General features: G+C 37.7%; 19 protein-coding genes and 1 pseudogene. 12 read left to right on the top strand and 8 right to left on the bottom strand.

Going from position 1 to position 20,149, the window contains the following annotated elements; translation table 11 throughout:
• Positions 1-21: 21 nt before the first annotated feature.
• The 4 genes and pseudogenes from H9650_RS11060 to H9650_RS11045 all read left to right on the top strand — a co-directional run.
• Positions 22-351, top strand: a pseudogene (locus H9650_RS11060) (SDR family oxidoreductase); the annotation flags it as partial.
• A 246-nt stretch (positions 352-597) separates the two neighbouring features.
• A complete protein-coding gene (locus tag H9650_RS11055; RefSeq protein WP_191697218.1) occupies positions 598-1,221 on the top strand; it encodes a hypothetical protein in 624 nt (207 codons plus the stop codon).
• A 149-nt stretch (positions 1,222-1,370) separates the two neighbouring features.
• Complete coding sequence (locus H9650_RS11050; RefSeq protein ID WP_191697217.1) at positions 1,371-2,009, top strand: TetR/AcrR family transcriptional regulator; 639 nt, start codon at positions 1,371-1,373, stop codon at positions 2,007-2,009.
• Positions 1,999-2,697 carry an MBL fold metallo-hydrolase gene (locus H9650_RS11045; RefSeq protein ID WP_225216038.1) on the top strand — a complete coding sequence of 233 codons (699 nt, stop codon included), beginning with the start codon at positions 1,999-2,001 and terminating at the stop codon, positions 2,695-2,697. The genes H9650_RS11050 and H9650_RS11045 overlap by 11 nt, the downstream gene beginning before the upstream one ends.
• 122 nt (positions 2,698-2,819) lie before the next feature.
• Here the strand turns inward: H9650_RS11045 and H9650_RS11040 are convergent, their stop codons facing one another.
• Positions 2,820-3,167, bottom strand: coding sequence for a hypothetical protein (locus tag H9650_RS11040; protein ID WP_144538399.1), 348 nt, complete (start codon positions 3,165-3,167; stop codon positions 2,820-2,822).
• 212 nt (positions 3,168-3,379) lie between these two features.
• Here H9650_RS11040 and hpaB point away from each other — a divergent pair, with 212 nt between their 5' ends.
• A complete protein-coding gene (gene hpaB / locus H9650_RS11035; RefSeq protein WP_154311872.1) occupies positions 3,380-4,810 on the top strand; it encodes a 4-hydroxyphenylacetate 3-monooxygenase, oxygenase component in 1,431 nt (476 codons plus the stop codon).
• A gap of 164 nt (positions 4,811-4,974) precedes the next feature.
• Here hpaB and H9650_RS11030 read toward each other — a convergent pair whose 3' ends face one another.
• The 6 genes from H9650_RS11030 to H9650_RS11005 all read right to left on the bottom strand — a co-directional run bounded on the left by H9650_RS11030 (position 4,975) and on the right by H9650_RS11005 (position 10,667).
• On the bottom strand, positions 4,975-6,099 hold the full coding sequence (locus H9650_RS11030) for an alpha-hydroxy-acid oxidizing protein (RefSeq protein WP_225216037.1): 1,125 nt from the start codon (positions 6,097-6,099) through the stop codon (positions 4,975-4,977).
• 20 nt (positions 6,100-6,119) lie between these two features.
• Positions 6,120-6,830, bottom strand: a complete 711-nt coding sequence (locus tag H9650_RS11025) for an ABC transporter ATP-binding protein (protein WP_144538402.1) — start codon at positions 6,828-6,830, stop codon at positions 6,120-6,122.
• Positions 6,823-7,596, bottom strand: coding sequence for an ABC transporter ATP-binding protein (locus H9650_RS11020; protein WP_144538403.1), 774 nt, complete (start codon positions 7,594-7,596; stop codon positions 6,823-6,825). Before H9650_RS11020 ends, H9650_RS11025 begins: the two co-directional genes overlap by 8 nt.
• Positions 7,568-8,548, bottom strand: coding sequence for a branched-chain amino acid ABC transporter permease (locus H9650_RS11015; protein ID WP_144538404.1), 981 nt, complete (start codon positions 8,546-8,548; stop codon positions 7,568-7,570). The genes H9650_RS11020 and H9650_RS11015 overlap by 29 nt, the downstream gene beginning before the upstream one ends.
• Positions 8,549-8,555: 7 nt before the next feature.
• Positions 8,556-9,440, bottom strand: coding sequence for a branched-chain amino acid ABC transporter permease (locus H9650_RS11010; protein ID WP_144538405.1), 885 nt, complete (start codon positions 9,438-9,440; stop codon positions 8,556-8,558).
• Positions 9,441-9,506: 66 nt separating this feature from the next.
• Positions 9,507-10,667 (bottom strand): ABC transporter substrate-binding protein, encoded by a 1,161-nt coding sequence (locus H9650_RS11005; RefSeq protein ID WP_144538406.1) that lies wholly within the window; start codon positions 10,665-10,667, stop codon positions 9,507-9,509.
• Positions 10,668-11,015: 348 nt separating this feature from the next.
• Here H9650_RS11005 and H9650_RS11000 point away from each other — a divergent pair, with 348 nt between their 5' ends.
• From H9650_RS11000 to H9650_RS10970, 7 genes are all read left to right on the top strand, one after another.
• On the top strand, positions 11,016-12,413 hold the full coding sequence (locus H9650_RS11000; RefSeq protein WP_144538407.1) for a YfcC family protein: 1,398 nt from the start codon (positions 11,016-11,018) through the stop codon (positions 12,411-12,413).
• 326 nt (positions 12,414-12,739) lie between these two features.
• The gene (locus H9650_RS20460) at positions 12,740-13,507 is read left to right on the top strand and encodes a GH-E family nuclease (RefSeq protein WP_225216036.1); all 768 of its coding nucleotides are present in this window, start codon (positions 12,740-12,742) and stop codon (positions 13,505-13,507) included.
• Positions 13,508-13,514: 7 nt separating this feature from the next.
• Positions 13,515-14,051, top strand: coding sequence for an ankyrin repeat domain-containing protein (locus H9650_RS10990; protein WP_144538408.1), 537 nt, complete (start codon positions 13,515-13,517; stop codon positions 14,049-14,051).
• Complete coding sequence (locus H9650_RS10985) at positions 14,044-14,382, top strand: DUF2185 domain-containing protein (protein ID WP_154311869.1); 339 nt, start codon at positions 14,044-14,046, stop codon at positions 14,380-14,382. The genes H9650_RS10990 and H9650_RS10985 overlap by 8 nt, the downstream gene beginning before the upstream one ends.
• Positions 14,383-14,568: 186 nt before the next feature.
• Positions 14,569-17,730 (top strand): DEAD/DEAH box helicase, encoded by a 3,162-nt coding sequence (locus tag H9650_RS10980; RefSeq protein ID WP_191697216.1) that lies wholly within the window; start codon positions 14,569-14,571, stop codon positions 17,728-17,730.
• Between the two features lie 180 nt (positions 17,731-17,910).
• On the top strand, positions 17,911-19,611 hold the full coding sequence (locus tag H9650_RS10975) for an LXG domain-containing protein (protein ID WP_191697215.1): 1,701 nt from the start codon (positions 17,911-17,913) through the stop codon (positions 19,609-19,611).
• Positions 19,598-19,948 carry a hypothetical protein gene (locus H9650_RS10970; RefSeq protein WP_225216035.1) on the top strand — a complete coding sequence of 117 codons (351 nt, stop codon included), beginning with the start codon at positions 19,598-19,600 and terminating at the stop codon, positions 19,946-19,948. Before H9650_RS10975 ends, H9650_RS10970 begins: the two co-directional genes overlap by 14 nt.
• Here the strand turns inward: H9650_RS10970 and H9650_RS20455 are convergent.
• Positions 19,932-20,149: hypothetical protein (locus tag H9650_RS20455; RefSeq protein ID WP_225216034.1), on the bottom strand; the 218-nt coding region annotated here is incomplete at its 5' end. The genes H9650_RS10970 and H9650_RS20455 overlap by 17 nt on opposite strands.

Raw genomic sequence — 20,149 nt, 5'->3', positions numbered from 1 at the left:
ACCCTTCTCCATTATGGAGGAACTGCCTCAGTCGTAGCATATGAGGGACATAAGCATTTGATGGACTATACCGCTACTAAAGCTGCTAATGTAGGGTTTACTCGGGCACTTGCAAATAACCTAGTAAGCCAAGGGATTAGAGTCAATGCAATTGCTCCGGGAAAAATTTGGACACCACTGATCCCAGCTAGCTTTTCTGCAGATGAGGTCACACAAGCTGGCAATCCTATGGAGCGGCAGGGTCAACCATTTGAGCTAGCACCTACTTTTGTTTATTTAGCTTCAGATGATTCTCGGTTTGTAACTGGCCAAACACTTCACGTAAACGGCGGGCAAGTAACTTCTTCCTAAAAGCAATAATTTAACTCTTCTAAGGCCAACTCACTCGTGATTTGGTCTTATTTATGAGTGGTTCTTCAAAGAAGGTTCTTAAAATGAATGAATATCTAAAATTCATGTTTCCAATCAATTAAATACTAAATTTTCCTGTATTGAGTTTATCAGCCATGTTTTTAGGCTATATAGATAAAATGAATGTCGAATTTTGTTATTAAACACAAAGTGTTACGCACATTCATCTTTTAAAGGAGGTCTAGTATGTTAAAAAAAGTATTATTTTTAGCTGCACTTAGTTTACTACTTGCAGCCTGCTCAGATGAAGAGACAACAGTGAAGAAAGATAACGATGTTGAGGGAAGTGAGAAAGAAGTTGTGGAAGATGAGGAGTTCTCACTTGAGGTAACAGATGAAGAATGGCTAGCATTATCTAACCAAAGCAAATGGTGGGAGGAAAATGAACTAACTGAGCCAGAATTTGGACAAGCAGTAATTGTTCAATTTGACGAGGATACTATTCCAGAAGTCGTTATTCCTTATACGCAAGCTAAAGAGGAACCCCAAGGCCTACTAATAGGGAAGTATAATGAGACTGAGGAAAAGTGGGCAATCTCACAAAACATACCTATCGAAACCAATATGAAAATAGAAATATTAAACGATAAAATAACATTTAATAATGGATCTGAGCTACTCATCACACAAGAAAGTGACGATAAAAATAAAACACTAGCAACTTATAAATACTCTAAAACAGATGAACAAGTAATTGCTGAGCACAGAATTGCCGTAGATGTGGACCAAGCTATCGAAATCGATACAGAGGGTAACACAATTAGCTATTTTGTTAAAGGAGAAGAGAAACAAGAGACATTAGAGGAGTAACCTTACAGGCGTAGACAAAGATTATGTTTGAGCTGCTTCCATTTATAAGCAAAGAAAATGCTCTGAGGTCTTAAAGGACTTTAGAGCAATTTTTGACACAACACTAACCATTGGTTATAATATAACCAATGGTTAGTTGAGGTGATTAGATGACAAATAGACAAAGTGCACGTTCAGACGAAACGAAGAAAGAAATTATCAATGCAGCAGAGCAATTATTTTCTCAAAAGGGTTTTGATGCTGTTACCATACGAGAAATTGCAAAGTTGGCCGGATGTTCTCATACCACTATTTACCTTTACTATAAGGATAAAGAGGCTCTTCTCTACAAGTTGTCCATGCCACATCTGAATGATTTATACATTCAAATGGAACAAACGCTTCAACAAATGAATTTTTCAGTAGAAGAAAAGTTAAAGATAATTAGTAAAAAATATATTTACTTCTGCCTACAAAACAAAAGTATGTATAGCATATTTTTTAACGAAATGTCTTCTAGGGTAGATGAAGAGCCGGTGACGGAAATAAATAAATTACGTCTTTCTATATTTAATTTGTTAAAAACAGCGGTTACAAATTGTCTGCAAATTAAATCAGAACAGCAAATTCTAGCCTATTCTCGTATATTTTATTTTAATTTAAATGGCATACTTAGCACCTATTCCTACCAGCACGAGCCGCTTGAAGTGCTAATGGAAAGATTGATTCCGACATTCGATTTGGCAGTAGAGATTATGTTAGAGGGTATGAAGGGGAAATGTATAGGGGGAGAAAAAATTGAAGATTAAACAGGTTTCAGAAAATATTTGGAGCATAAGATCTTGGATGATATGGCTAGTGATACCTGTTCAAGTATGGGTAGTGGAGGAGGAGGACGGTGTTACGTTAGTGGACGCTGGCTTACCAAAAATGGCTAAGGGAATATTGGGGTTTATTGAACAGCTAAACGCTGGACCCTTGAAAAGAATAGTATTGACGCATGGGCATGCAGATCATGTGGGTGCAGTTGAGCACATTGTAAAGGGGAAGGAAGTTCCGGTATTTGCACACGCAAAAGAAATTCCGTATGCAGAGGGCAAAATACTCTACCCAAAACGAAAGAAGCTCGAGCAGAATCTTCCTAACGGACTGACACAGTCTTTGTATGAATTAGCAGGAGAGCTTCAAAATGTAGGATCACTTAAGCCAGTATATACTCCTGGTCATTCCCCAGGGCATGTGGTTTACTACCATGAGTTAGATGATGTTCTTTTGGCCGGAGATTTATTTACGACGCGCAATGGAAAACTGCATCAACCTATGCCAATGTTTACTGGAGATATGAAGCAGGCTACAGAAAGCGGAATTTCTGCCATAAATGATATAAGGCCGAAACTGCTAGAGGTTTGTCATGGAAAAACAATAGATAATCCGTTTGATGGCATTACTACTTACATTAATCAAATGGAAAAAACTTTAAAAGCAAAGCTCAATTAAGAAATAATATCATAAAATCCACTTTGCCGATAAAACACGGATAATTGAAGAATGACTACTTTAATGAAATATTATAGCTTGAATATAAAAAACAGTCCCCGAGAGAATTCGGGGACTGTTTTTTATAATATTTCATTGTAAAGAATGCCTTCATCATTAAGCTGAATGACTTTTAAATAATTCTCGTCTTTAACAAAAACACTTTTATATGTTTTATTGCCATCAGAATCTTCAAAGAAAATTATTCGTGACCCTTTGTTATCCGTCTCAATATCTGCCACATATACTTGTAAATCAATAATGTCATCTAGAATTGGGAATTCAGGAAAGTCCTTTAGTACTTGGTTTTGCTTTGGTAGTTCTGCTTTAGAGCTGTTTTCGGTGAGTGTTCCATCTGTAGCTTTTTCTTGTCCATCGGAGCAACCAGCAAGTAGTGACAAACCTACCATAGCAACTAATAACTTTTTCATTTTGCATGACTCCTTTATTATTTATTTAATTGTATTTAGAGAATATATCACTATTTATAATTATGAAAAAATTATTCCTTGAATAGTTATCCTAGAATACTGAATTTAGTAAGTCAAATGATACCCCTTATTCTTTGTCACCAATTTAGAAAAAAAATAATAATATAAGCAGATAAATTAAATAATTTGAAGTTACATTTAGGAGTGTGTTTATGCCTGCAATTAATGGAAAACAGTATATAGAACGCATAAATAGGTTGAATTCTGAAGTATGGATTGATGGAAAGCAAGTAACAGGCAACATATCAGAGCATCCGGCATTCAAAGGCATTATGAAGACCCAGGCGGCGTTGTTTGATATGCAGCATGACCCTCAATACAAAGAAATATTAACCTATGATTCGCCAACCACGGGAAATTTAGTCGGCTTGTCCTTTTTAGAGCCTAAGTCAAAAGAAGATTTGGCAAAAAAACGAATGATGGTGCAGGAATGGGCTCGAGTAACTCATGGATTGATGGGTAGAAGTCCTGATTATATGAATACGACCTTAATGGCATTTGCCTCTTCTGTTAAATTATTAGAAGGCAAAAAAAACTGTTTCCCTCAGTATTTCCGATCTTACTATGAATATGTACGGGAAAATGATTTAACTTTGACTCATAGCTTTATCGAGCCCCAAGTGAATCGAGCGTATTACTATTTAGAAACTGCAGAGGAGCCGATTGCGGCAAAGGTTATTGGTGAAAATGATCAAGGAATCATTATAAAAGGAGCGCGCCTTCTTGCTACACAGGGTGGAATTACCGATGAAATATTAGTACTCTCTACAGGTTCTTCATTAGAGGAAGGAAAGGGCTATTGCTTTTCTATCCCAAGTAATACGAAGGGAGTAAAGTTTATATGTCGTGAGTCACTAGTTGGTGGTGAGTCAACCTTCAATTATCCACTTAGCTCCAAGTATGAAGAGATGGATACCATTGTAGTCTTTGATAATGTGTTAATCCCTTGGGAGCGTGTATTTTTTTATGATGATACGACCGTTGCAAATGACTTTATGATTAGTAGCTCCTTCCACTCATTCTCCCTTCATCAGGTGATAGCACGACAGATTATTAAAACTGAATTTGTCCTAGGAATTGTACAATCAATTATTAAAACTATTAATATAGCAGAGTACCAGCACGTGCAGGAAAAGGCGACAGAGGTGATCGTCGCATTAGAATCATTAAAAGCTTTGTTAATGAAGTCGGAGATGGAAGCGAAAATCAATAGATTCGGACTCATGGAGCCAGATCGATTAACATTGCACGCAGCTATAACTATTTTTCCACGTATCTACCCAAGGCTGACAGAAATCATTCAGCTATTAGGAGCCAGCGGACTTATGTCTATTCCAACAGAAAATGATTTTAACTCACCAATTAGAAAGGATCTCGATCATTATATGCAGGCTAAGGCTGCCTCTGCTGTAGAGCGGGTAAAATTGTTTCGACTAGCCTGGGATCTCACGATGAGTCCATTCGGTACAAGGCAAACTATATATGAGCGATTTTTCTTTGGAGACCCAATACGCGTAGCAAGCCTGCTATACTCTGCCTATGATAAAGAGCCTTATGTTCAACGTATTAACGATATTTTATAGAGCTGCTTTAAATCTAGAGGAAATCTGGCTGAATAGGACGTTTACTATTGATTAAAGCTGATAATCGGTCAACTGCTCACAGAATTCTAACTTATAACCATATAATTTAGAAAGGCAAGAATGCATGATTTCAGCATTCTTGCCTTTAGCTATTCTGACTAAACTTATTTCTTTCTTCTAATAAGAGAGGAGTTGACCTCTTTCATCGAGGCAAACCCAGATAAAGCTAAAGTTACATCAATATCATTAATCATATTACGTAAAACATGCTCTACTCCTTGTTCTCCTGCAACAGCTAGGCCATAAATAAAAGGTCTGCCAAGTAGAACTACATCTGCTCCAAGTGCCTTTGCTTTTACGACGTCAGAGCCCCGTCTTATCCCGCTGTCTAATAATACCGGAATCTTCCCCTGGACGATTTCCGCTATGGATGGGAGGGCCTCTAGTGATGAAATACATCCATCTAGCTGTCTGCCTCCATGATTTGAAACTATAATTCCATCGACTCCGTGGTGTAAAGCTTTTCTTGCATCTTCCTCATGAAGAATACCCTTAAGCAAAATAGGAAGCTTTGTATGCTCCTTAATAGTTTTGAGATTCTCCCATGTTAATGAAGGATTAAAGATAATATCTACAATATTCTTGATGACCTCTGGATCGTCTGCAGAAGGAGGACTAGCAAACCTACCTTGAAAGACAGGATCGTGTAAGTAGTTTGCAGCTCCTTTTCCCAATTTTAAAGGAGAATAACGATTATTCAAGTCACGCTCTCTATTACCAAGAAGAGAGGTATCAATCGTTATTACAATAGCCGAGTATCCTGCTTTTTCTGCTCGACGCACCATACTTATTGCCATTTCTTCATCGTTTGACCAATACAACTGATACCAACGAGGGGTGTTTCCTAGGTTGGCGGCAATATCTTCTAAAGGATAAGAGGATAATGTGCTAGCTATAAAGGGTACTCCACAAGCTGCAGCAGCACGTGCTGAAGCCAGCTCACCCTCTGGATGAAAAATACTTTGAACGCCGATTGGTGCAAGTGCAAAGGAGGAAGGAAAGGTAGTGCCTAGTAAAGTAGCTGAAGTGTCCCTGAAGCTCACATCATTCAAATACTGGGGCACGATATACCAATCCTCAAAGGCCGCCTCATTGGCACGAAGCGTGCTTTCATTGCCGGCTCCGCTATGGACATAGGTAAACGGCCCTTTTTCAATAGACTTGGAAGCCATTTGCTCTAACAGAGAAATAGAATGTGGTAGTTCCACATGAGAAATAGAACTGGTCATACATATCATCCTTTCAAAATTTAACTAGTTTTTTTCCCTAAATATGCCTCGACAACTCTTGGGTCCTCCAGTAGGTTACTCGCTTCACCGTTAATAATTATTTTTCCTGTCTCCATGACATAACCATAGTCTGCTACTTTAAGAGCCTGCTTCGCATTTTGCTCAACCAACAAAACGGTTGTACCGCTATCTTTAATTTCACGAATCATTTTAAAAATATCCGCTACGATTAAAGGTGCAAGACCCATAGAAGGCTCATCCAATAGCAAAAGTTTCGGCTTAGATAGTAGAGCTCTAGCTATAGCAAGCATTTGCTGCTGACCACCAGAAAGGGTGCCTCCTAATTGGTCCTCACGTTCTTTTAAAATAGGAAATTGTTGCATAACATTTTCGATATCCTTTTTTATGTCCTTATCATTTCTATGGAAAGCTCCCATTTCCAGGTTCTCGAGAACGGTCATCGTAGAAAGGATAGCTCGCCCTTCTGGAACAAGGGCGATACCTTTTCGAACAAGCTGATCTGGTCTCATACCTGTAATGTTTTCTCCTAAAAATTCAACTGTTCCCTTTTGCGGTTTTAACAGACCGGCAATTGTTTTCATCGTAGTCGTTTTCCCAGCGCCATTTGCACCAAGTAGGGTTACAATCTGCCCCTGCTCTACTACTAGGTTCACATTTTTAAGAGCCTGTATTTTCCCGTAAAATGTTTCAATACCAGATACCTTAAGCAATTTCTTCATCCTCCTCTGAGCCGAGGTAAGCTTCAATTACATCTTGATTGTTTTGTATTTCCGTTGGAGTACCTTCAGCAAGCTTCTTCCCAAAATTTAAAACGGTAATTCTGTCGCAAAGCTTCATAACAAAAGGCATGTCATGCTCTATCAATAAAACAGTAACTCCACGCTGTTGAACCTTTTTGATCAAATCAAATAAATTCTCTGTTTCTGTTTCATTCATGCCAGCTGCTGGCTCGTCTAATAATAAAAGCTTTGGATTACTTGCCAAGGCTCTGGCAATTTCCAATCTTCGTTGCTGACCGTAAGCTAAATTTTCTGCAATGGTATCTTCATATCTCGATAGACCTACTAACTCTAGTAATTCTAAAGCGACTTCATGGTTACTCTTTTCTTCATGCTTTTGAGATTTGGTTCTGAGTACGCTTGTTAAAACACCAGATTTATTTCGACAGTGGGCACCTACTAAAACATTTTCCAAAACAGACATTTGAGAAAATAACCTTATATTTTGAAACGTACGACAGATGCCTTTATCAGTGATTTTATGTGGCTTAATACCAGAAATATTTTCTCCGAGAAAAAGAATTTCCCCAGAGGTAGGGGCGAACATATTCGTGATTACATTAAACATAGTTGTTTTACCAGCACCGTTAGGGCCGATTAAGCCGAATATCTCTCCTTCGTTGATTTGGAAAGAAACATCAGTTAAAGCAGAGATACCACCAAAGTTTTTAGTTATATTTTTTAGCTCTAATACCATTGGAGTCCCTCCTTTTAAATGTAAATGTTCTCTTTAGCCAATTTAATACCGGGACATCTATAATTCCTTGAGGGCGGAAAGCCATCAACAAAATAAGAATTATTCCGTAAATCATGTATCTATATTCACTGATGAATCGCAATGCTTCTGGAAGAAGCGTCATAAAGGTTGCGCCGAATATTGCTCCCCAAATAACCTCACTTCCGCCAAAAATGGAGAATATTAAAATATCTATTGCACGGTGATAAGCGAAATCTGCTGGACTAATATAAGCTAATACATGGGCATATAAAGCGCCTGCGAAGCCTGCTAAAATAGCTCCCTGGGTGAAGGACAGTACTTTGTAGTAAGTGATATTAATACCCATCGCTTCCGCGGCTTTTTCATCCATTTTAATAGCAGCGTATGCTCTGCCTACACGTGACTTGTTCTGTCTGATAAAGAACCAAATGATGGAAATAGTAATTATTAGTAAAACAAGTACAACTATTAAATAGATAGCTTGATTGTTTTTAAGACCAAGCATATCTGGGTCAAAGCCTAAGTCTCTTAAAAATTGAAAAAGTTCTCTACCAAGATGGGGTATACCTGACAATCCAACCGAGCCCTTCGTGACAGAGTCCCAGTTTACAAAGATTACTCGAATTACTTCCCCAAAGCCTAATGTTGCTATAGCTAGGTAAACCCCGCTTAACCTTAGAGCAGGTATACCGATTAGAACCCCAAAAGCACCTGCAACTAAAGCGCCTAAAATAATACTTATATACAGAGGAACCTCAAAGTTGATAGTCAGTAGTGCAGACGTATAGGCTCCGATACCCATGAAGCCTGCATTTCCTAAAGATAATTGTCCAGAGGAAAGCGTTATGTAAATGCTTATCCCTAATATAATATTGATAAGAATGAAAGAGATAATTTGTAGATGGTATGGGTTTAAGATTTCTCCTAGCATGTCATCATCACCTTCCTGCCTCAGCGGTTTTATTGCCGAAAATACCCTGTGGCCTTATGAGAAGGATAAAAATAATGGCGATAAATGCAACAGCATCTCTGTATCCGGAGTCTCCATAGGCAACAATCATTGTTTCTGAAAGACCAAGGAGTAATCCTCCAACCATCGCACCCTTTACATTTCCCATTCCTCCTAGAATGATGATGGCTAAACCCTTTAAACCCATGGATAAGCCCATCTGAGGGTTAACAGAGTTAAAGGCCATGCCTACTAGAATTCCAGCAATTCCACCTAGAGCGGATGCCAGTATGACGGTAGTTGTAATGGTTCGCTTCGTATTCACACCTAGTAAACTGGCAGTCTCTAAGTTTTCAGCAGTCGCACGTAATGCCTTTCCAGCTTTCGTTTTAGCGAGCCAGTAGGAAAGTACAACCATCAAGGTAATAGAAATAGCAAAAATTAAAATTTGTACTAAATAAATTGTAATTGAACCAACTTGAATTTGAATTTGTGCAAAAGAATGGCGGAACGGATGATTACCTGCGCCAAATAAATGATGGGAGAGATTCTCCAATAATATGGAAACCCCAATCGTACTGATCAAAGGGGCTAGATGCGAAACTCCCTGTTTACCGCGTAGGGGGCGAAGTGCAATTCTTTCTAACAAGTACCCTAAGATAGCAGTCACAATTACTGCTGAAAGAAAGGCTACCCACAGTGGTAAGCCTAATACGCTTGTTACTAACACTCCTATAAAAGCACCAATCATGAAAATCTCACCATGGGCCATGTTAAGGATACCTAGTACTCCAAAGACAAGCGTAAATCCAAGGGCAACGATCGCATAAATGCTTCCGAGTGTTATTCCGTTAATGATTTGTTCTAAAAGCAAGAAAGCTCACCCTTTCAAAATAAGGTAAGGGCTATGCACCCTTACCTGTATTAGTTAAATTTTGAACTACTCAAACAACTGGAATTCTCCATCCTGGATGATAAGAACTGTAGGATCCATTATTACGTCTCCGTCCTTGTCAAAAGAAATCTTCCCTAGGATGCCTTCTAAATCCTTAATTTCAGCCAGAGCATCACGAAGCGCATCTCTGTCTGCTTCTCCAGCATTTTTTAATGCCTCTGCAATAATATAAAGAGCATCATAGGCCTGTGCAGCGAACTGGTCAGGCTTGTGACCATACGCTTCTTCATATTTTTCTACAAAAGCTTGAACTTTTTCATCTGGTTTATCCGCAAACCAAGGAGTTGCAACAATTAATCCGTTAGATGCTTCTCCGGCAATTTCAATTACTTGAGGGGAGTTGAATCCATTACCTCCAACAAAAGGAACATCAATCCCCATTTTTCTTGCTTGGTCCATGATTACTGCACCCTCATTATATAGAGCGGAAGCCAAGATTAGATCTGGCTGAAGATCTTTAATCTTAGTAAGTTGCGCATTATAATCGGACTGTCCTTTTTGAAAGGTCTCGATTGTTAAAATTTCAAGCCCCATATTTTCAGCTTCTGCCTTCATCGTATCGAATCCGGACTGAGTGAATAGATCATCATTTCCATATAGAATAGCAACTTTTTTAGCTCCATATTTGTCTACCGCTTTTTCCAATGCAGCAGGGATTGCTAGGGATTCTGGTATAGAATTACGGAATACATAATCTCCAATCTGAGGAATACCTGCCGCGGTAGTGGAAGTCCCCATAATTGGGATACCATTGAGATCAGCTTCAGGTCCAACAACGTTCATCTCTGTACTTAATGTTGGTCCTATGATTGCAACAATATCGTCCTGACTCATCAATTTTTGACCCACAGATAATGCCTGCTCTTGTTTTCCGACTGAATCTTCAATTGCAAGCTCAATTTTTACATCGCCTTTTTCATTAATTTCTTCTAAAGCTAATTTCAATCCATTTGTGATTGCTTCTCCATAAGCAGCACCAGGACCTGTCATGTATGAGATAACCCCAATTTTTGCTGAAATTGTTCCATTCTCGCCTTTGCTATTTTCTCCACTTGAAGTTGAAGATTCTCCCGTTCCACAAGCTGCCAATAAAACTAACATCATAATGGAAAGCAAAATAGATAGTTTTTTAAAAGTCTTTCCCATTCCCAAACCCCCTAAAGATAATTGTGAAACATATATCTATATTAAAGCCTTTATAAGGATGATGTAAAGTTAATATTTAGAATTGTTATAATAGTAAGAAATTGATTGGTTGGGTTAGAATTCTATAAAACATAGAGAAATTCAAAATTAATAGAGTATGTTAGGGCATAATGAGGATTTAAAAGGTTACTAATAAATAATAATATTTTTAAGTTTTTATCTTGTTTTAGGAAATTTATTAAGGTAAGTAAAAAAATATATACTTTTATTACTATTTAATTTATTATATTTTAATATAACATTCGATTAATATTGAAATATCTGAAATTATGAATAGGGGCGTAATTGATGAGAGAAAAAAAGAAAAGGTCCTGGTTTAAGGTACCGCACACATATACATTAATATTTACTATTATTATAATTGCCGGACTAGCTTCTTATGTAGTACCCGCAGGAGAGTTTGAACGAGTAGAAGATGAAGAATCAGGGAGAACGCTTGTAGTAGATGGAAGTTACAAAGAAATAGAGAGCGATCCAGTGAGCTTTTTTGAGCTGTTTACAGCTATTCCGATGGGTTTAGAAAAAGGCGCACAAATTATTTTCTATATCTTTTTAGTAAGTGGTGTATTTGGAATCATCCATAAAACTGGTGCTATTGAAGCTGGAGTGTATAAAGGAGTACGTGCTTTAGAAGGTAAAGAAAAGCTTCTGATTCCAATGAGTATGATTCTCTTTTCTATAGGAGGATTTACTATGGGGATGGCAGAGGAAGCCATCATTTTTGTCCCAATTGGAATAGCAATAGCTCGAGGAATGGGTTTTGATGCAGTGACAGGTACAGCAATGATTACACTTGGAGCTGCTAGTGGATTTTTTGGAGGTATGTTAAATCCATTTACGGTAGGTGTAGCACAGTCGTTAGCCGATGTACCTTTATTTTCGGGTATTGGCTTTCGTTTCGCTGTATACATATTAGTTTTGGGCTTTGCGATTTGGTATGTGATGCGCTATGCCTTCAAGGTGAAGCGAAACCCTGAACTTAGCGTTATATATGATATTGAACAAAAAGAAGTTAATGCAGATATGAAAAACTTTGCTAAACTGACAGGTAAACACAAGCTAGTTTTTTTGACAATGGCTATTGGAATAGGATTTAATATTTATGGAGTTTTTAACTGGGAATGGTTTATCACTGAGCTGGCAGCCTCGTTTTTAATAATGGGAATTATAGCAGGATTACTAGGTGGTCTAAACACTACACGTATTTTTGACTCTTTTATTGACGGAGCAAAAGCGGTAACATTTGGTGCATTAATTGTTGGATTTGCACGTGCAATTACCGTCGTATTAGAGGAAGGGAAGATTATAGACACTATCGTGTATTATGCTGCAGAAGGTATTGGTAATCTTCCTCAATCAATTAGTGTGATCGGCATGTTATTTATTCAAGCAGTGCTTAACTTATTTATATCCTCTGGTAGTGGTCAGGCAGCAGCTACAATGCCAATAATGATTCCTATAACAGATCTGCTAGGCCTTGAAAGACAAGTGGCGGTATTAGCATTCCAATATGGAGACTCTATTACCAATTCAATTATTCCTACTTCTTCAGCTTTGATGGGTTATTTGGCTGTTGCTGGTATTCCTTATGAACGATGGGTAAAATTTATATGGAAAATGATTCTTGGCTGGGCTATTATTGCATGCTTTGCATTACTAGTGGCTGTTGCCATTGGTATTTCCTAAATGTTCGCTTTGTAAGGTGAATAATCTATTTTAAACTAAGTATATATGAGAGGATTGTCCCTAGGTAGGGGCAATCTTTTTTGCATTTTAAATGTAAGGCATGAAAGGTATTTATAATCAAGCCTAAATTTCAAAAGTGATAAAATAGAGATAAGCGTGTAGCACAAATGAAAAGGACACCTGGGAAGGGATTTAGATGATGAATCAATGGATCTCTAAAATAGAATCCATATTTATGTCTGGTCTAACAGATGTAAATTTCGAAGCGAATAGATAATATAGATGAGTTAGTAGGAACAGAAATCGATTCTGAGATACGGAGTATTATGGAAAATGGTAGGGTTAAATCGGTTGAGGGTGAGCCAGATGAAACTACATTATTTGTCAGGTATCATATTTATGACAACGGACTTATTGTAAAAGAATTTCAAACTAACGAATCAGCCCCAATTCAATATGAAATAGTATCCAAGGTAGAGGAAGCACAGGCGAATAAACCTAAAGACAAAAACTTTTTTGAAGCTACCGCTGACTTTCTATTTATGGATGATTTCCGAACATTAACCGATCCAAATGCGTCTTTTTTGGATAAAGGAATAGCTGCTGCCTCCCTTATCCCTCTTCCTGTAGGAAAAGCAGTAAAAGGTGGCGCAACAGCTGTAAAAGCTATAGACAATGCCGTTGATGCCTCAAAAGCTGCAGATAAGGTGGGAGATGCTTCTAAAATTGTAGATAAGTTACCTCCTATTGAAAATGGACCATATATTAAAAATGGAAAACCACGAGGTAGACCACAATTATCAGGGGACAAAAAAATAGAATTTGAACGGAATGTATATGAAAACAATGTTGGACCTGATGGCATTTTACGTGATCCTAATACGATGGAGGTCCTTGATTGGAAGCCAGGTCTACCAAGAAAAGGTGCAGTAGACTTTGGACATCGACAGGGATATGAGTATCATCCTATGTTTGAAAAATATAGGAATCGTGAAATAACCTTAGAAGAATTGAAAGAGTTCCAGTTTAATCCTGAAAACTTTAGGATAGAGAGTCCTGGAGCAAATAGAAGTCGTAAATTCGAAGGGAAATGATAAGGATATGAAAATTACAAATGTGTTTGATGCAGTACTTAAGGGAACCTTTGAGGATTTTAAAAATTTTTATAACGGAGAGGCAAATCAGATTAATCCGCATAGTAAGTTTAACTTGTTGTCTACCGCAATGCTTAATGATAAGAATCCCGAGGATAAGCTTGCCATTACTAAATATCTATTAAAAGACGGCATAGACGTCTCCTTTACAGACTCTTTGTATAATAGAAATGCTCTCCATACTTTTTTCTTTAACATTATGAAAGGTCCAAAAGATTATATGGAAACGGTTGTTAGACTACTAGTAGAAAATGGTGTGGACGTAAATGCCGTGGACAAATTTAACTCTATACCATTAAAATATGCGATAACAGTCAATAAAAACACTACAGAGGATATGAAGGATATTTATTATTATTTAGTGGAAAAGGGATCGGATGTAAATATAAAGGATACTTTTAATAAATCGATTCTAGACTACGCGAAAGAGTTTCCTTGGAGAAATGACTTCTTGGAAATAGTAAAGGAGTATGAGCATGGATAATAGAAATGATGCATATGGCGGTTTCATGATATCCAAAAACGTATTGAATGGTGTACCCATCCGATATAGCTTTAGAGAACCGAGTACAATTCCTCAATTAAACGGATGGAATATTTTTTCGGAGTTAGACGATGATGAATATGTGAACAATCCTGATAATTTTGTCATTGTGAATGCCGAAACTATCTATTCACTGGCACCTCAGATGCTAGAAATTTTTGAAGCACCATATGGGACAGATTTATTTTGGGTATATGAAGAAAACGTACACATCGGTTTTTATGATTTAGTGGCTGATAAGACAACATCAATTGAGCAAATTCTAGCATAGAGGTAATAAGCTGGCAGTAGAAAACTTACAAGAAATTTTAGAAGCTAAATAAGAGGAGGAAAAGGGTGTCCAACAATGGGCGTCCTTTTCTTTTCGTTTAGAAATGGTAAAGGTATGTACAGGACGCACAAACATTCCTATCATGCTAAAATAGAGCTAACAGAAACATAGAAAGGGTTTTAGATGATGAAAAGTACAATAAACGAAAAGAAAATTAAAGAACTATGTGGCATTACTGCTTATAAAAAGGGTAAGGCTTATTTTCTTGCGGATAAGGTACATCTTCATCCTAGCCCGAACAATCAACAGGTGATGGAGGCTACTGTGAAGGCTGGAGAAGATTTCATTGTTACTATAAAAGCTGACTCTGCTGGAGAGGTTGTAGCAACTTGTACATGTCCCCCAGTAGGATTCATTTCCACCTATTGTCAGCATATTGCTGCTGTTCTAATTGCAATTGAAGAGAAGCAACGAATAGATAATTATTTGGCAGAAAAAATGCTGAATTTGTTTGAAAAAAAGACATCGCCACCTATAGGTAAGCAACTACATTTTGATGAAAGAAAGATTTTGGAGATGGAGTTTACTTGCTGTTCAGTACCCTTGGATGATGAAGCATATGGATTCGGTATACAGTTAGCTATTGGTCTCGAATCCTTTCATGAAATCAAGCAAGTAGCGAAGTTTTTAAACGAGATGGAAAGAAGAAGGCCTTTCGAATATTCTACAGGCAGCTTCTACTCACCGGAAATTTATAGCTTTTCAAAGGAAACGGATGAGGTACTTCAATTACTAATGAAAAGTCAGCGCTTAAATAGTAAGGCTAATATACAAGAGGATATCTTACTTATCTCGGTATCGGATTGGGAGCGACTCCTACCTTTACTTGTAAAAGCACCAAGGGTCAAGTTTCTGCATAATGATCTATATTATGAAGGTATTCAGCTTGGACAAGAGCTGCCTATTCGTTTTGAATTTGATGAAGCGAAGAAGCCTGATTATCAGTTAAACGTAAAAGGTCTAGATTTAGTGACTGTTTTCCGATCTTACGGCTATGCCTTCTCCAAGGGGGTGCTGTATAAACTTCAGCCAGAGGAAGCAAGCAGACTCGCTGAACTCAAAAGCATGCTGGATCAGTCCGGGAAGCACGAGCTAGTTATTCTTGAGAAGAATATAGACCATTTCATGAAAACAGTCTTGCCGGGCTTGATGAAGCTTGGTCAGGTATATATAGCGGAGCCTATTTCCAAAAGGATGGGTGAGACACCACTCAAGGCCAAGTTATTTTTAGATAGGGTAAAAAATCGACTGCTAGCAGGCTTAGAATTCCATTATGGCCATCTGCTAGTCAATCCCTGTGAAGAAACAGAGGAATCCTTTACTCATTTTCCTGGAGTGCGGCGTCAAAGAGAAAAGGAGCTTGAAATCATGAAGCTCCTATTGGACTGTGGGTTTACCCAAACACCAGGGGGATTTTTCTTGATGGATGAGGAAGACGAATATAACTTCCTATACTATGTACTGCCTAACGTGGAAAAATGGGTGCAGGTATATGCTTCTACTGCTGTAAAGATACGAGTTATAAAAGAATATACGGGTCCGAAGATAAGAATTGAGATGAAGGAAAGAACAGAATGGCTAGAGTTTCGGTTCGAGCTGGATGGTATAAAAGAAAAAGAAATTCAGCACCTTATGACAGCCATTGAAGAGAAAAGAAAATTTTATCGAATACCAAATGGCAATTTAGTATCGCTTGAAACACCCGAATTTTTGGATCTCGCAAGATTCATGGAGGATATGGAGGTAAGCAGTGAACATTTCCGAGAAGGAATGAAAGTTCCACTCCTAAAAGGAATGCAAATTGCACAGTCGTTGAGTCATGGAGATTTACTAGAGCCTGGTTTACAATTTGCGAAGCTTCTAAAAAACTTAAACGACCCTGCAAATTTAGAAGAGAATGTGCCAACAGGGTTAGAAAATGTACTACGAGATTATCAAAAAGCAGGATACAGATGGTTTAAGCTTATGGCATCCTATGGATTTGGAGGTATACTCGCAGACGATATGGGCCTGGGAAAAACGCTGCAAAGCATTGCTTTTATAGAATCAGTGCTACCTGGAGTTCGGGCACGGAAGCAACCAATATTAGTAGTATCCCCAGCCTCACTGCTTTATAACTGGACAAACGAGTTAGAGAAGTTCGCATCCCATATAGATGCACGAATTATTGACGGTAGTAAGGCGGACAGAAATACAGCATGGCTCACTGCAACAGATGCGGATGTCATTGTTACCTCCTATCCTACATTGAGAATGGATACTGACCGTTATCGGGATATGTTCTTTCATACGGTGTTTTTTGATGAGGCACAAGCATTTAAAAATCCTATGACGAAGACGGCTAGGGCGGTAAAAATGCTACAGGCCAAGCATCGATTTGCACTTACTGGAACACCGATAGAAAATTCCTTAGACGAGCTATGGTCTATTTTCTACGTAGTATTTCCTGGTCTATTGCCAAACAGAAGAGAATTCAGTGAAATGAGAAGAGAGCATATAGCGAAGCAGGTTCGCCCATTTATATTGCGTCGTATGAAAAAAGATGTTTTAGAAGAGCTGCCTAAGAAAACCGAGATGGTTATCTACTCCGAGCTTCAGGTGGAGCAGAAAAAGCTTTATGCAGCTCATTTGGCAGAGCTAAAGCATGATGCTCTGAAGCATTTGAAGAAAAAAACCTTTCGAAAAAATCGTATCAAGTTTCTAGCGGGACTCACAAGACTTAGACAGTTATGCTGCCACCCAGCACTATTTGTTGAAGGCTATGAGGGTAGCTCGGCAAAGTATGAACAACTGATGGAGATTCTAGAGGATTGTCGTATGACCGGTAGACGAGTGCTTGTTTTCTCACAGTTTACTCAAATGCTAGCAATCATTCGGAGACAGCTTGTCAAACAGGGTGCACCTTACTTTTATATAGACGGACAAACCCCTCCAGTTGAACGTGTCAGTCTATGCGAACGTTTCAATAACGGTGAGGGTGACTTATTTCTCGTGTCATTAAAGGCAGGGGGTACTGGTCTCAACCTTACTGGAGCAGATACGGTTATCCTGTACGATTTATGGTGGAACCCAGCTGTTGAACAGCAGGCTGCTGACCGCGCCCACCGTATGGGACAAACAAATGAGGTTCAAGTCATTCGACTAGTTGCGAAGGGTACCATTGAAGAGAAAATAACCCAGCTTCAACACAGAAAACAAAGTCTAATCGAGGAAGTTATTCATTCCGAAAAGGATATGCTCATTAGTATGAGCGAAGAAGACATTTTAGAAGTTTTGATAGGAGAGTAACTTTAATAAAACAAGATAAAACACATCATAAATATACAATGTGAGAAGTCTTTAGTAATGATTATTTCATCTGACTTTCCGACATAAGAATTATTTTATATATATATCTATCTCTCATTTCCATTTATCCTAATAAATGGAATACAATATTATCAATAAAATGGATATGGGAGGGAGCTTATGAAGGTATTAGATGTCGATCAATTACAAATAGGGTTAAAAGATAATATTTCTATGCTTGATAGACTTCAAACGGAAACAGAGACTATTCATCAAAATATTAAAGGGTTAGTTGGTATGAACGAAGTACTAAAAGGGCGCGGAGGGAATTCCATCCGGGCTTTTTATGAGGAGTGTCACTTACCCTTCCTTGAATTTTTTCAACTTTTTACTACGGAATATAAACGAGTGCTGCAGTCCACCGAGAACGCATTACTTTCACTTGAACCAAGTACCGCAGGACATATGGTTGAAAGATATATGGATGGTGAAATAGAAGAAGGACTCAAGATGATCTCAGATCTTACAAAAAATTTAGTAGAAGCGACAAATAGCATTATAGATCAGGTCTCTGATATTGTTTCGCTACCTCATCTGGATGATAGTGATGTGCAGGATGGAGTTGTAAGATCTAGAACTAAAAAAGATGACACATTAGATAAACTATATGAGTTTGATAATACACAGTATACTGCCTTGTTAACTATTGAAAATGGTATAAGCTTAATGGAAAACTGGGTTACTGATATAGAGGCATTAATGCAAAGTGGACTAACAGATAAAGACTTTCAAAATAATAAATGGAATTTACTATCGGTCAATAGCGAGCTAACAGTTGCATTAGAAACTCAAACGTATCCTATTTTAAGTTGTTCAATTAAAAATGAACATGAAAAGCTGATTGGCACTGAGCTATCGGCAGATACCTTTAATTTAATGAAGGGTAAGCTAGAAAGAACGGTAGAGCGAGAATTATTTGGTGATTTCACTTTAATAAATTATCACGAATATGAAAATGGACTTGTAATTAAAGAATATAGTTTAAAAGGAGACGGCACCATTTATTACGAGATTGTCTCGGAAGTAAAAGAGGAAATATTGTCTCCAAAAGAAGCTTATAAATTAGGGGAAGATGAATATATTGAATATATTTCATCCTTGTCTGACGGGGAAAAGGAATTATTCCTAAGAAAGTTAATGGATGCACAGGTAGAGGAAGAAATGAAATTGACAAAAGGGATATTAGACTTTCTCATTTTAGATGACGTTAAAGCTCTTTTTGGTCAAGATTCTTCTTTATGGGAAAGAGGGCTAGCGGCTGCTGGATTTATACCAGTAGGTAAGTTAACAAAGTTGGGGAAATTAGCTAAACTAGGTGACAATGTTGATGATATCCCTACAAATAAAATAGATGATGTACTTGAGGCTAGAGGAATAAAGATTGTCGATGGTAGAGTAGGTAATAAAATACCAGTAGAGGAATTTCAACATATAAGAGGTGCCTCTATTCATAATCCAGATGCAAGCTCTATGACGCTTGGAAAATATACGCCCTCTGTCAAGAATGGAAAAGAAGACTGGACTAAGCCGGGACCAGATTCTTATATTGCTAGAGCTGGAAATAATTCCACTTACTTTGATTTGGGAGGCGACTGGGGTACAATTCAAAGAAAATATAACTTGTCCGACCAAGAGATGTTTGATTACCTAAATGTACCAGCATTAGATGATGCTGTTGCTAGTGGCAAAGCAATAAGGTTTTCTCACAATCCCAATGACTACAAAGGAAGCTATCTTAACCAGGAGTGGGAATATTTAAAAAAGGAGCATGGCTTTACTGAACTAATTGAAGAAGGAGGAATGTGGTATGCAGAAAGATAATACTGTCACTGCAAAGGACACTGCAAAGATATTTACTAAAGCAATGAGAGAGTATTTCGGAGACCGAGTAGATAATTACTCAATCTATAACTTAACAGATACACCTCATCAAACGTTTTCCATAGATTTTCAAGCATATAAATACTTCATCATTACGTTAACCTATGATAGAGGCAGCTTTGGTTGTGCTATAAACTATGGGAAGTCTAGCATAGGATTAGATAATAGTCAGCAATGGTTCGATAAAGCAAATATGAATGTCTTTTTAAGAGAACTGGAACAACAGCTTGAATTAAGAATACCAGATAAATTCTTAGAATTTAACGGTTGGAAATAATAGAAATAAGGTGTACAAGTGAAAAGGATTTAAATACAGTTTTTAAGTATCGGATTGGAAAGAATATTGTTATATTTGGAAAATTAGAAAATAAAGTAGATGCTGTTTCTTCAGCAGCTCTCAGACTGTAGACAAACACCATGAATTTTGGTGTTTTGCCTACAATCTTTTTTCTTTTAAGAGATAAAGCTAGAAATGTTG

The organism is Psychrobacillus faecigallinarum (genome assembly GCF_014836595.1).
GTDB lineage: Bacteria > Bacillota > Bacilli > Bacillales_A > Planococcaceae > Psychrobacillus > Psychrobacillus faecigallinarum.
The sequence above is the reverse complement of the archived record's forward strand: the minus strand, read 5'-3'. Positions and strand labels throughout refer to the sequence as shown.